This window comes from Streptomyces sp. AM25, assembly GCF_058146165.1.
This window is the reverse complement of record NZ_JBKIWN010000013.1, coordinates 32841-46025: the sequence shown is the minus strand read 5'-3', so window position 1 is coordinate 46025 and position 13185 is coordinate 32841. Positions and strand designations below refer to the sequence as shown.

General features: G+C 71.1%; 12 protein-coding genes. 4 read left to right on the top strand and 8 right to left on the bottom strand.

Annotated elements, in window-relative coordinates; all coding sequences use genetic code 11:
* The first annotated feature begins 94 nt into the window (after positions 1–94).
* Entirely contained in the window at positions 95–526 is a 432-nt protein-coding gene (locus ACLHRZ_RS18470; RefSeq protein ID WP_490419562.1) for a hypothetical protein, read from the top strand.
* Positions 527–560: 34 nt separating this feature from the next.
* On the opposite strand, the gene ACLHRZ_RS18465 is transcribed toward ACLHRZ_RS18470, so the two are convergent.
* From ACLHRZ_RS18465 to ACLHRZ_RS18445, 5 genes are all read right to left on the bottom strand, one after another.
* Positions 561–935 (bottom strand): hypothetical protein, encoded by a 375-nt coding sequence (locus ACLHRZ_RS18465; protein WP_490419561.1) that lies wholly within the window; start codon positions 933–935, stop codon positions 561–563.
* 134 nt (positions 936–1069) lie between these two features.
* Positions 1070–2101, bottom strand: a complete 1032-nt coding sequence (locus tag ACLHRZ_RS18460) for a methyltransferase (protein ID WP_490419560.1) — start codon at positions 2099–2101, stop codon at positions 1070–1072.
* 117 nt (positions 2102–2218) lie between these two features.
* Entirely contained in the window at positions 2219–3028 is an 810-nt protein-coding gene (locus ACLHRZ_RS18455; protein ID WP_490419559.1) for a putative hydro-lyase, read from the bottom strand.
* 136 nt (positions 3029–3164) lie between these two features.
* Complete coding sequence (locus ACLHRZ_RS18450) at positions 3165–6074, bottom strand: FAD-binding and (Fe-S)-binding domain-containing protein (RefSeq protein ID WP_490419558.1); 2910 nt, start codon at positions 6072–6074, stop codon at positions 3165–3167.
* Positions 6075–6086: 12 nt separating this feature from the next.
* Complete coding sequence (locus ACLHRZ_RS18445; RefSeq protein WP_490419557.1) at positions 6087–7274, bottom strand: pyridoxal-phosphate-dependent aminotransferase family protein; 1188 nt, start codon at positions 7272–7274, stop codon at positions 6087–6089.
* A gap of 76 nt (positions 7275–7350) precedes the next feature.
* Between ACLHRZ_RS18445 and ACLHRZ_RS18440 the strand changes: the two genes are divergently transcribed.
* A complete protein-coding gene (locus ACLHRZ_RS18440) occupies positions 7351–8094 on the top strand; it encodes an IclR family transcriptional regulator (protein ID WP_490419556.1) in 744 nt (247 codons plus the stop codon).
* Between the two features lie 80 nt (positions 8095–8174).
* Positions 8175–9761, top strand: coding sequence for an L-lactate permease (locus tag ACLHRZ_RS18435; protein WP_490419555.1), 1587 nt, complete (start codon positions 8175–8177; stop codon positions 9759–9761).
* A gap of 12 nt (positions 9762–9773) precedes the next feature.
* On the opposite strand, the gene ACLHRZ_RS18430 is transcribed toward ACLHRZ_RS18435, so the two are convergent.
* Together ACLHRZ_RS18430 and ACLHRZ_RS18425 are read right to left on the bottom strand one after the other, a co-directional pair.
* On the bottom strand, positions 9774–10091 hold the full coding sequence (locus tag ACLHRZ_RS18430; protein ID WP_490419554.1) for a hypothetical protein: 318 nt from the start codon (positions 10089–10091) through the stop codon (positions 9774–9776).
* 137 nt (positions 10092–10228) lie between these two features.
* A complete protein-coding gene (locus ACLHRZ_RS18425) occupies positions 10229–10882 on the bottom strand; it encodes a maleylpyruvate isomerase N-terminal domain-containing protein (RefSeq protein WP_490419553.1) in 654 nt (217 codons plus the stop codon).
* A gap of 613 nt (positions 10883–11495) precedes the next feature.
* Between ACLHRZ_RS18425 and ACLHRZ_RS18420 the strand changes: the two genes are divergently transcribed.
* Positions 11496–12197, top strand: a complete 702-nt coding sequence (locus ACLHRZ_RS18420) for a response regulator (protein ID WP_490419552.1) — start codon at positions 11496–11498, stop codon at positions 12195–12197.
* A gap of 428 nt (positions 12198–12625) precedes the next feature.
* On the opposite strand, the gene ACLHRZ_RS18415 is transcribed toward ACLHRZ_RS18420, so the two are convergent.
* On the bottom strand, positions 12626–13051 hold the full coding sequence (locus ACLHRZ_RS18415) for an OsmC family protein (protein WP_490419551.1): 426 nt from the start codon (positions 13049–13051) through the stop codon (positions 12626–12628).
* Positions 13052–13185 lie beyond the last annotated feature (134 nt).

Sequence of the window (13185 nt, the reverse complement as noted above, 5' to 3'; positions counted from 1 at the left end):
CGAGCGTTTGGCCTCCTGTGGGTTGTCGGCACCAGGCGGGACAACCCCGGCAACGATACGTCGTGGACCAACAGGCGGACCGGCGAGGAGCGTCGTGAAAAGACTCGGGCAGGCGATGGGCTTCACCGGGGCATGCGGTCTGGTGCTGTTCGGCAGCGGCGTCGCACAGGCGCAGACGACGACTCCGGCCAGTCCGGACTCCCTGCTGGGCGCCGCGGTGGGTGCCGATCTCGGTACCCTCACGCAGATGGTGTCGGGAGTGGTCTGCAACAACCGCCTGGTCGAGTACAACTACTACTCGCCGAGAGTCATGTCGCCGCATCCGTGCATCAACGGTCCGGTCGACAGCGGCAACAACGAGAACAGCAACAACTTCCTCAACCACGGGAACCCGGTGGACAGCGGCAACATCAAGAACGCCGCCGGTTCCACCAACAGTCTCAACGAGGTCAACGGGCCGAGGTCCAACAGCAGCAACGACACGTCGCTGGGGGCCCACCCGCTCATCCCGTTCCCCATCCACTGACGGGGGTCCGGGCAACGCCCGGACCCCGCAGGGCTCATGTGAACTGGCCGCCGCCTCCGCCGGTGTGCTGCAGGTTGTTGGAGCTGTGCGACGAGGCACCTGTCGTGGACGAACCGGAGTTGACGGACCCACTGCTGCTCGTGGGACTGCCGCTGCTGGTGGGAGTTCCGCTCAGCCGGACATTCTGCGAGTGCTTGGTGTTGCCGCTGTTCACCGGTCCGTTGATGCAGGTCCGGGCCGCCCGGCCTTCGCAGGAGAAGCCGGCGGAGATGTGGACGTACGTGTTGCCCTCGGCGCCGTACGGCCCGTGGCCCCAGCCCCAGGCCATGGCGGGCGACGCCGTGCCCCCGGCCAGAAGCAGGCCGAGAAGACCTGCGGCCGCCGTCTTCGTGCTACTGGTTCTCTTCACTGTGTGGTCCTGACCCTCGCGGTTGGTGAATCCCACAGTCTCCCTACCGGGAGCGCCGATGCGGGCCAAGTCTGCGCAGCACTCGGTCCGCCACGTTCACCCGCCCCGACCACCGCATTCACCGTGACGGCCCTTCAGTCCGCGGCCGCCTCCACGATCGAGGCGAAGCCGGGCGTGGGCAGGGTACGGACATGGCGCAGTCCGGAGCGGGCGAAGAGGGCGTCGAGTTCGGCGGGGGTGCGGGTGCTGCCGCCGAGGGCGGTCATCATCAGGAGGTCGAGGTCCTTGCCCGGGTGCGGGTCGTTGCCCGGCGGCGGGACGGCGTCGACGACCAGGACCCGGCCGCCCGGGGCCAGGGCCCGGCGGCAGGAACGCAGGATGCGGACGCAGTCCTCGTCGCTCCAGTCGGGCAGGACGTGCTTGAGGAGGAGGACGTCGCCGTCGGGGACGGCGGCGAAGAAGTCCCCCGGCTCGGCCCGCCAGCGCCCGGCCAACTCCTGCGTGGCGAGCAGGGGTTCGCGTACCGCTGCAGCCCGGTCGAAGAGGACGCCCGACAGGCCGGGGTGGCGCAGCAGTACGGCCCGGAGGAGTCCGCCGCGGCCGCCGCCGACGTCCACGACCGTGCCCCGCTCCGGGAACGGGTACGCGGCCGCGACCACGTCGTCGAGCGGACCGGAGAAGGCCGCCATCCCGGCGTCGAAGACCTCCCGGGCCGCGCTGTCGGCTTCGAGGTGCCGGAAGAAGGGGGTGCCGAAGACTCTGGGGAAGGCGGATTCCCCGGTGCGCACGGTCCCGGTGAGGTCGGCCGAGGAGCGCAGGAACATGTCGTCGGTGAGCAGGAGCACCGCCGGGTGCAGCGATCCCGGGACGTCGGTGCGCAGGGCGTGCGCGGCGGGCGTCAGCCCGAAGGCGCCCGCGTCGTCCTCCTGGAAGACGCCCCGCGAGGCCAGGTGCCGCAGCAGCCGCCGCAGTGCCGCGCCGTCGGTGCCGGTGTCGGCGGCGAGTTCGGCGACGGTGCGCGGCCCGTCGGCGAGCCGGTCGGCGAGCCGGAGCGAGGCGGCGGTCCGCAGCGCGGCGGAGTGGAGGAACCCGAAGGCCTCCTCCAGCAGCCGCAGCGCTCCGGACATGTCGGGGGCGGTCGAGTCAGGGCTGGGCGAGGGCTCCACGATGATCTCCCGGGGTCGGCCGGCGGGTACCGGAGGACCGCCACCCTGCCAGCCGCCTGCCGGGTCCTGGCACCGGCGCTGTGCGGATCTTCGGCTGGGACTTCCGCCCTAAGACGCTCACAGCAGCCGGTACGCGGAGTCCTTCGCGTCGGTGATGAACATGTGCCCGGGGGCGTGGGTGATGGCGAACGGCGGGGCCGAGGCCGTGAGGGCGGCCTGGGGTGTCACTCCGCAGGCCCAGAAGACGGGGACCTCGCCGCTGCGGATCTCGACCGGGTCGCCGAAGTCGGGTGCACCGAGGTCCGTGACGCCGATCGCGGCGGGGTCGCCGACGTGCACGGGGGCGCCGTGGACGGCGGGCATGAGGGCGGTCAGCCGGCGGGCCTCCGCGACTTGCCGCGTGGGGACGGGCCGCATGGAGACCACCAGCGGTCCGTGCAGCCGCCCGGCGGGCCGGCACGGGCGGTTGGTGACGTACATGGAGACGTTGCGGCCCTGTTCGATGTGGCGCAGCGGGATGCCCGCCGCGCTCAGGGTCGCTTCGAAGGTGAAGCTGCAGCCGATGAGGAAGGCCACCAGGTCGTCGCGCCACAGGCCGGTGACGTCGGTGGGTTCCGCCACGAGCCGGCCGTCCTCCCACACCCGGTACTTGGGCAGGTCGGTGCGCAGGTCGGCGCCGGGGGCGAGCGGCGTGCCGGGGACGCCGGGCTCGGTGACGTCGAGGACGGGGCAGGGCTGGGGGTTGCGCTGGGCGAACAGCAGGACGTCGTAGGCCCAGTCCTGCGGAACGGCGATCAGGTTGGCCTGGGTCCGGCCGTCCGCCCAGCCCGCGGTGGGTACGGCCGTGCCGGACCGGAAGGCCGCCCGGGCCTCGGCCGGAGTTGCGGACGCCTGCGGTCCGGACAGACGGGGGGCGATGGTTCCCATACGCACCTCGCGGAGGTGAGAGGGTGGAGGGCGGCGAACGGCCGCCGGATACGGCAGCGTAGAGGATTGTTGAACAAAATCGCAAGGCCTGTTCGAGGCCCCAACTCGTCGATGTGCAAACGCAATTGATGGCCACTCACAGCGCAGCACGGACGACCTCCAGCGGATGCCAGGCCCTCCGCCCCGTCCCGTGGAGGAGCTGCTGCCGGCACGAGGTCCCCGTGGCGACGATCACCGTGGTGTCGGGCTCGGCCCGCACCGCGGGGAAGAGCCGGTCCGCCCCCACGGTCATGGACAGGCCGTAGTGCTCCGACTCGTAGCCGAAGGAGCCCGCCATGCCGCAGCAGCCCGCGTCCGGCTCGACGACCTCGGTGCCGGGGACGGACCTGAGCAGGGCGACGGTGGCCGCGGTGCCGACCTCGGCCTTCTGGTGGCAGTGGCCGTGGAACAGCAGGCGCCGGCCGGCGGGCCAGGAGTCGGCGCGCAGCCGGAGCCGACCGTCGGCGATCGCCTCCAGGAGGAGTTCCTCGGCCTGGCGAACCCGTCCGGCGAGGTCCTGGATCACCGGGTCGTCGGGGTGCATCGCCAGGTGTTCGTCCCGCAAGGTCATCAGGCAGGAGGGTTCGCAGCCGACGACCGGCGTGCCGGGGGCGGAGGAGGCGGCGATGCGGTGGGCGAGCGCGCGGGCCTGTTCCTTGGCATCGTCCACCAGGCCCTTGGAGAGCGCGGCGCGGCCGCAGCAGCCGCCGCTCTCCAAGTGGACCTCCCAGCCGCAGTGTTCCAGTAGTTCCACGGCCGCGCGGCCGATGCCCGGCTCGGTGTAGGTCGTGAACGAGTCCGCGAGGAAGGTGAGTTGGCCCATAGGGGCGGGCTGCACCGTGCGGCTCCGCTGCCGGGACCAGCGTACGAGGCTGCTGCGGGCGAAGACCGGCAGCGGCCGGTGCGGGGTGATGCCCAGGGTCCGGTCGAGGAGGGTGCGCAGCAGCGGGATCCGGCCGGGGAGGTTGGACAGGGGAGCGGTGGCGGAGCCGAGCCGGTTGAGGGCGCGGGCGGCGGCGAAGAGGCGGGAGCGGGCCGGGACGCCGTGCAGGTCGTGGTGGTGGGAGAGGGTCTCGGCCTTGAGTGCGGCCATATCGACGCCGAGCGGGCATTCGCTCTTGCACGCCTTGCACATCAGGCACAGGTCGAGGATCCCGTGGAGGCGCTCGTCGCCCAGGGCGCGCCGGGGGTCGGGGGAGGAGAGGGCCTTGACCAGGGCGCCGGCGCGGCCGCGGGTGGAGTCGTGCTCCTCGCGGGTGGCCATGTAGGACGGGCACATGGTGCCGGCGCCGGTCTTGCGGCAGGCGCCGATGTTCATGCAGCGGTCGGCGGCGCCGCGCATGCCGTCGACGACGGGGAAGGAGAGCCGGGTGCGCAGCGGTGCGGCGGGGGTGAGGGCGGCGTCGCGCAGGTGGTCGGTCAGGGCGGGGGCGTCGACGATCTTGCCGGGGTTGAAGCGGTTGTCGGGGTCGAAGAGCCGTTTGACCTCGCGCATGGCCTCGTAGAGGCGGGGGCCGAAGATCTCCCGGTTGAACTCGCTGCGGGCCAGACCGTCGCCGTGCTCACTGGAGTTGACGCCGCCGTACTCGCCCACCAGGTCCTTGATCTCCTCGGCGACGGCGCGCAGGGTGCGGACCTGTGCGGGGTCGGCGAGGTCGACGAAGGGCCGGATGTGCAGGCAGCCGACGGAGCAGTGGCCGTAGAAGCCGGCGGTGAGGCCGTGCCGGTCGAGGACGGCGCGGAACCGGCGGGTGTACGCGGCGAGTTGAGAGGGGTGGACGGCCGTGTCCTCGACGAATGCGAGGGGGCGTCGGGTGCCCTCGCCGGCGGACATCAGCAGGCCGAGTCCCGCTTTGCGGACCTTGAGGAGTGCGGCCTGCCGGTCGGGTGTGGTGGCGTGCAGGGTGTGATAGCCGTGGCCGTGGCGGGCCCACAGGGCGGTCAGTTCGCCCAGGCGGGCGTCCAGTTCGTCGGCGTCGTCGCCGGTGAAGGCGACGAAGAGCAGGGCGCCTGGGTCGCCTTCGAGGAGGGCGCCCAGCGCGGCGTATTCGATCTTCTGCCGGGAGAGGTCGAGGATGGTGCGGTCGAGGAGTTCGACGGTGGCGGGGTCGCAGGCCAGGGCGTCCTCGGTGGCCTCGACGGCGGCGTCGACGGAGGTGAAGTGCCCGACGGCGATGACCGTCCGGGCGGGGGCGGGGACGAGGGCGACCTCGGCGCGGGTGGTGAGCGCGAGGGTGCCTTCGGAGCCGACGAGGAGCTGGGCCGGGTCGAAGGGGGCGCTGCGGGCGAGGCGGTCGAGCCGGTAGCCGCAGGCGCGCCGCCAGAAGGCGGGGAAGTCCTCGGCGATCGCCCGGGAGTTGGCGGCGAGGAGGGGCGGAAGGTCGCGGTGGATGCGGCCGTCGAGGGTGGGCAGGGCTGCACGGCGGGCGCGTTCGGCCTCGGTGACGGGTGCGAGGCGGGCGCAGGTCGCGTCGGAGAGGACGACGTCCAGGGCGCGGACGTGGTCGACGGTCATGCCGTGGCGCAGGGAGCCGCTGCCCGCGGAGTTGTTGCCGATCATGCCGCCGACGGTGGCCCGGTTGCCGGTGGATGTGTCGGGGCCGAACATCAGCCCGTGTGCGGCGGCGGCCCGGTTGAGCTGCTCCTGGACGACCCCGGGTTCCACCACGGCGGTACGGGCCTCGGGGTCGAGGCCGACGATGCGGTGCATGTGGCGGGAGAGGTCGAGGACGAGGCCTGCGCCGACGGTCTGTCCGGCGAGGCTGGTGCCTGCGCCGCGCGCGGTGACGGACACGCCGTGCTCGGCGGCCGCGGCGACGGCCGCGCGGACGTCCTCGGCGTGCCGGGGGAAGGCGACGCCGAGCGGGGTGATGGCGTACATGCTGGCGTCGCGGGAGTACAGGTGGCGGGTGTAGTCGTCGAAGCGGGCCTCGCCGTCGAGGTCGCGGCGGAGCCGCTGGGCGAGGCCGTCGGCCGTGCTGCGGGAGGGGGACGAGGAGTTCGGCACGCGGGTCTCCCTTCAGGGGGCGCGGAGCAGGTCGAGGGCGGCGTCGAGTCCGCGCGGGTCGAGGGGGACGCCGGCGAGCTGGAGCCCCATCTGCACGCCGGCCAGGGTGCCGGCGAGCGTCAGGTCGCCGATCCGGCCGAGGTGTCCGATGCGCAGGACGCGCCCGGCGAGCCGGCCCAGGCCCGCGCCCAGGGACATCCCGAAGCGCTCCAGGATGACGGCGCGCACGTGATCGGCGTCGTGGCCGTAGGGCAGGACGACGGCGGTGAGGGTCGCGGAGTACTCGCGCTCGTCGGCGCAGAGCACCTCGAGTCCCCAGCCGTGCACGGCGGCCCGGGTGGCGGCGCCGTGCCGGGCGTGCCGGGCGAAGACCTGCGGCAGGCCCTCGGCGTGCAGCAGGCGCAGGGCCTCCTCCAGTCCGTAGAGGAGGTTGGTGGCGGGGGTGCTGGGGAAGCGGCCGTGCCGGTTGGCCTCGATGACGGGCCGCCAGTCCCAGTAGGACTTGGGCAGCCGGGCGGTGCGGGCGGCGTCGAGCGCCTTGCGGCTGACGGCGTTGAAGCCCAGCCCGGGCGGGAGCATGAGGCCCTTCTGCGACCCGGCCACCGTGACGTCGACGCCCCAGGCGTCGTGGCGGTAGTCGATGGAGGCGAGCGAGGAGACGACGTCGACGAGTAGCAGCGCCGGGTGGCCGGCGGCGTCGAGGGCCTGCCGGATCCCGGGGACGCGGCTGGTGACACCGGTGGAGGTCTCGTTGTGCACGACGCACACCGCCTTGATCAACCTGCCGGTGTCGGCGTCGAGTTCGCGGCGCACGGCGTCCGGGTCGGCGCCGTGGCGCCAGTCGCCGGGCAGGACGACGACGTCGAGGCCGAGGGAGCGGGCCATCCGCTGCCAGAGGTCGGCGAAGTGGCCGGTCTCGCAGAAGAGCACCCGGTCGCCGGGGCTGAGCGTGTTGACCAGGGCGGCCTCCCAGGCGCCGGTGCCGGAGGCCGGGTGGATCACGACGGGGCCGTCGGTGCCGAACACCGGCTTGAGGGCGTCGAGCAGCCGGAGGGTGAGGGCGGCGAACTCGGGGCCCCGGTGGTCGATCGTCGGTGCCGCGATGGCGCGCAGCACCTGGTAGGGGACGGGGGTGGGGCCGGGGATCTGGAGGAAGTGCTGTCCGATGCGGGAGGCCATGACGATCAACTCCCAAGCCATTGTGCCGTGTTGTGGCACGCCGTACCGTGATGAGGCATGCCGGAGGGTAGGCACCGCGAGCGGGAGGAGTCAATGGATGCAGAACGTCCTCAACGCCCTGCGCACCCTGGAGGAGGTCGCCGCCCGCCAGCCGGCCGGCGTCGCGGAGCTGGCCAGGACGCTGGGCCTGCCGAAGAGTTCGGTGCAGCGCGCGCTGGTCACCCTGCACGGCGCGGGCTGGATCCGGCCCACGGGGGAGCCGGTCACCCGCTGGGTGGTCACCACCAAGGCGCTGCAGGTGGGCCGCAGCGCCACCGGCGAGCTCGGGCTGCGCGACATCGCCCTCCCGGTGCTGGAGGAACTGCGCCGGCGCACCGACGAGACCGTCCACCTGACGGTGCCGGAGGGCGGCAAGGTCGTACTGATCGAGCGGCTGGAGACGTCCCAACCCGTACGCATCGTCCTGCCGTTGGGGCAGCTGCTGCCGCTGCACGCCTCCTCGAACGGCAAGGCCGTGCTCGCCGCGAGCCCGCCGGAGACGATCGAGCGCTACCTCGCCGAGGGCCTGCCCCGCTACACCGGCACCACCATCACCGACCCGGAACGGCTGCGGGCGGAACTGACCGTCATCCGGGCGCGGGGCTACGCGACCAACAGCGGCGAATGGCGCTCGGACGTCTCGGCGGTCGCGGCGGCGGTAGTCGGCGCAGCCGGGCTGCCGGTGGCCGGCATCAGCGTCAACGTCCCCACGAGCCGGATGAGCGAGACCTCGCGCACGGCGTTCGGCGCGCTGGTCGCGGAGGCGGCGAAGACGCTGGGCGCTGCGCTGACAGGCCGTTGAAACCAGGTAGTCGAAGGCAGGCCGTTGAAGGGTCGTGCGTGGCCCGGCCGTCGAGGCCGGGCGGAAAGCGAGACGCCTCCGTGTTCCGACAAGTCCCCGACCCCCTCGGGCACCCCGCCCTCAGTGCACTCCTCGCCTCCCTGCCCCTGCTGGTGCTCCTCACCCTGCTCGGCGTCCTGCGCACCGCCTCCCACCGCGCGGCACTCGGCGGCCTGGCCACCGCGGCCCTGATCGCCGCGACCGTCTACCGCATGCCGCTGCCCCAGGTCGCCGACGGCGCGGCCGAAGGAGCGGCCTTCGGGCTGTTCCCCATCGTCTGGATCGTCGTCAACGCCGTCTGGATCAACCGGCTGCAGCGCGTCGGCGGCCACTTCGACATCGTGGGCAGGACGTTCTCCTCGCTCTCCGGCGACCTGCGCGTGCAGGCCATCCTCATCGCCTACTGCTTCGGCGCCATGGTCGAATCCCTCTCCGGCTTCGGCACCCCGATCGCGATCACCTCGCTGCTGCTGCTCGCCCTCGGCCTGGGACCGCTCAAGGCGGCAACGGTCGCCACCTTCGCCAACACCGCACCCGCGGCCTTCGGTTCGGTCGGCAACCCCATCCAGGCCCTGGCCAAGGTGACCGGGTACCCCGCGCACGACCTCGGCGCCATGGTCGGCCGGCAGTCCGCCGTCATCGCGGCGCTCGTGCCGTTCGTCCTGCTGCTCATGCTCGACGGCCGCAGGGGCCTGGCGGAGGCGTGGCCCGCGGCACTGGCCGCCGGCGTGGGCTTCGGCACCGGACAGTTCCTGTGCTCGAACTACTTCGCCTACCAACTCACCGACATCGTCGCCGCGTCGGTCTCGACGGCAGCGCTGATCACGCTGCTGCGGGTGTGGAGACCACGCTGCGGCGAACCACCGCAGCGCTCCGACCGCCCCTCGGAGATCCTCCGGGCCTTCTCCCCGTACGTGCTCCTGATCGCCCTGTTCGCCCTGACCTCGTACCATGGCCCCGTCCAGCGCTTCCTCGCAGCGCAGGAAGTGACCTTCTCCTGGCCCGGCCTGAGAGTCCTCGGCACCGACGGCCGCCCGCTCAGCATCACGGTCTTCGACTTCGGCTGGCTCGGCGCCTCCGGCACCCTGCTGCTGATCGCCGGAGTCCTCACCGCCGTCATCCTGCGCGTACCGGCCCGCCAAGCGGTGCGCTGCTACGCGGAGACCCTGTACGGGCTGCGCCGGGCCGCCCTCGCCATCGCCTGCGTACTCGCCCTGTCCTACGTCATGAACCTCTCGGGCATGGCCGTCTCCCTGGGCACCTGGCTGGCCGGCCTCGGCCGCGCCTTCGCCCTGCTCTCCGGCTTCCTCGGCTGGTTCGGCGTGGCCCTGACCGGTTCGGACACGTCCTCCAATGCCCTGTTCGGCGCCATGCAGGTGTCCGCCGCCCGGCAGGCAGGCCTGTCCCCCCTGCTCATGGCCGCCACCAACAGCACCGGCGGCGTCCAGGGCAAGGCCGCCGCCATGCAGAACCTGGTGATCGCCGCCGGCGCACTGGGCATCTCCGGCCGCGAGGGCGAGATCCTCCGCAAGGTGATCGGCTGGAGCCTCGGCGTGCTGGCTGCACTGTGCCTGCTGGCGTGGCTGCAGTCCACGCCGGTCCTGAGCTGGACGGTGCCGGGCGGCTGAACGACCGTTGGATCAGTAGCTGGTGACCCAGCCCCGCTTCACCTCGGTGCCCGCCGGGCAGTACACCCACACCTCTTGGAAGTTGGTCATGGGGCCGGCGCTCTTGACGGTGCCGTCCGAGCAGGCGGCGTTCGCGTACCAGGTCGCCTGCCCGATGACGCCGCACTGGACGTGGTAGAAGGGCTGCCCGTTGTTGAACCCGATGTACTCGTTCACACAGTTGAGGTTCGGGGCCCCCGCAGTGGCGGCCTGAGCGGACGGAACGGCCCCGAACAGGGCTCCGGTGAGGGCAAGTCCGGCCACCAGGCCGCCCGTTATGCGCCGACGCATGTGCTGAATCCGATCTGTGATGGTGCGGGAGGGTACGACGGCGTTGATCATTTCAGGGCGGTAGGACCGGGACGAGGGAGGATCCGGCCATATGCGCAGCTCGTTCCGGTCTGTTCGTGCTGCCTGCGGCGGAAGCCCTAGCCGAGGGCGAGCGGCAGCCGGGCGGCTGGCTCGCCGAGTCCGGCCCTCTCCGCGTCGGTCGGGGCACGGCGCCCCGTGCCGATCAGGAGCGCGTCCTCGTCGGAGAACGACGCCGGGAACGCGACCCCGGCGATCTGCTCCAGCATCGCGCGGGAGCGGGACAGACCCTCGGCGGGCGGCTCGGCCGCGTCCGGGACGTGCGCGATCAGGTCGAGATGGTGGAGCGTCCATTCCAGGACATACGCGCCGAGGTAGTCGCCCGCGGTGAGCACCTGGCCTCGGGTGTCGACCCGGACGTCCGGATCCGCGAGTCCGGCGGCGCGCCCGGCGGCCGACCCCACGTCGTCGAGGTGGAACTTGAGCAGTGCAGGGTCCCCGTACGCGGCGGCCAGCCGGACGATCAGTGCGTCGAGCGGGTCGTCGCCGGCCGGGGTGTCGACGACCTCCCAGTACGTCACCGCGTCCCTGGTCGGTTCCGTCTCGGCAGGGGTCACGAGAGTGATCAGGACGTCCTGCGCATCGATGATCAGGTGGCACACCAGGTCCCGCACGAGCCAGCCGGTGCAGCCGGACGGCCGCTCGAAGTCGTCGTCCGCGAGTGCGGCGACCGCCGTGCGCAACGCCGTCCACGTGTGGGAGAAGAGATCCACTGCAGCAAGCTATCAGCGCGCCACGCCACCGGCGACCGGATTCTCCGCCCCTGCGAACGTCAGACAGGTGACGGAGGGCGCGCCATCCCGCCGCAGTCGGCCCGACCCTCGGTTCCGGGCTGGCACTGGCAACAGTTCTTTGCTTGCGGGGACTTCATCCCAGGAGGAGGCAAAGGGGCGGGGTTGGGGAGCGACGTGTTTCGCAGGCACCCTTCGGCCAGGACGGGGCTGAGCCAAGAACGCCTCTACGGACGATGGAGGCATCGCCAACCTTTCAGGTTATGCAGAGCAGTTCATAAGACGATGCCCACTGGCCTTCTCGCGCACCAATATCGGAGTCACGCACCGCGAGAGCGGCGTAGACAACTCAACACGGGCCATCGGTTTCGACTGCGAATGTCGATATCAGGGGACCTGGGAGGCATCCGGCCCAGCGTCTGGCATCAATAGGAGGCTCACCTTCCGGATCGGGCTGCGGGATCCGGAAGGGATAGCCCACAGCAGCTGGGCCCGCTCCTTGTCCGTAGACCCGGGGCTGTCTGGCCGCCACCGCCCCTCGTGGTGCAGCCCTGCACCCGCTGTTGAGCCGGCGGATCAGCGAGAGGAGTTCAACATGGTTGCGTCCGTGCTGGTGGTAGGCGCTCAAAAAGATATCAGGCAGAAATTGTGCCTGCGTGTAGACTCGACGTCAGAATTCCGCGTGGTTGCCAAGGCGAGCGATGGCGTCGGAGCCATCGCAACAGCACATGCTCATCAGCCTGATCTGGCCCTGATCGATACTCACCTGCTGGATACCGATGGCGCCACGGTGACTCGTGAACTGATGAATCTTGATGAGCACCCCAAAGTTCTGTTGCTTTCGGACTGTGACGTCCATGATTGTGCCCTGGATGCGCTGATGGTGGGCGCTTCGGGCGTCCTGCGGCGCGATCTGCCTGCCCGCCAGTTGACAGCTGCTCTTCGGGCGGTATTGCTCGGTGCTTGCACTGTCGTCCCTGAAGCGCTGGACGAACTGGTGCGCAGGGCCAGAGAGCAGGACAACAGACGTGCACGGAACCGGAGATCGCTGGCCCAGCTCGGCGATGACGAGCTGCTGATGCTTGAACTCATCGGGGCCGGCCTCGCAAACACCCAGATCGCTCGGCGGCTTTGCATGTCGAAAACCACCGTGAAATCCCAGGCGTCGCAGATCTTCACCAAGCTGAACCTGAAGAACCGTATCGAGGCGGCCGCCCTGGCCTGCGAGCTGGGCCTGGTGCCGACCGGTGCGAGCGGGTCCTCGCACCATGCGGCGGGTGCTTGGTGGGCTCGCTGATCAGCCAGTGGATGGTGGGTTGACGATGCCCAACTCGCTCTGTATCGGTCGAAGATCATGCAAGCGCGCATGATGACGGTGATAGTGATATTGCGCGCTAACGGGACGGCCGCGGTCATCGCATTCACTCACCGCCCTGTTCATCATCGTGACAGGTCGACTTTTCGCTCTGCCTCGCGATGGCGCTGCTCCTGCCCACCAGGGTGCCGAGATGCCCCCGTGGTAATAGTCAGGGGCTCTCCTCAAGCTGGTTGAAGCGCCCGGCGCCGCCGGCAACCGGACATCAGCGTCCGGCGCAGCCGGTCGGCCTGAGGGGAAACTGCTTTGAGGGCGTCATCGACGGTCTTCGGCTCCTCACGACCAGGGCGGACCCATACGCGCGCGGCGCTGCGGGCTCAAGGCCGCAGCGCCGCTTGGTGGCCTGGTGGTCAGACCAGGGTGGCATTCAGCGTGATGTCGACGCCGGTGAGGGCCTGGCTGACGGGGCAGTTGTTCTTGGCGCCCTCGGCCGCCGCGACGAAGGCCTGCTCGTCGAGGCCGGGGACCTGGCCCTGGACGGTGAGTTGGATGCCGGTAATGCCTTCGCCGGGCTGGAAGTCCACGTCGGCCTTCGTCTCCAGCCGGGTGGGCGGAGTGCCGGCTTCGGTCAGGCCGTGCGAGAGGGCCATCGAGAAGCAGCTGGAATGGGCGGCGGCGATCAGCTCTTCGGGGCTGGTGCTGCCATTCGCCTGCTCGGCACGGGAGGGCCAGGACACGGCCTGGGTGCCGATGCCGGACGAGTCGAAGGTGACCTCGCCGCTGCCGTCGACGAGGTTGCCGTTCCATACCGTGTGTGCGGTACGCGTGGTGGCCATGGTCAATGCCTCCTGATATCGGTCGGACGGGTCGTCCGGGACCAATGATTTCCTGCCGTACGGTCGTATCCATGGGACGAAAGAATGATTCATGGAGGCACGATGGAGTAACTGGCGCGTTGACGCCTTCCCAT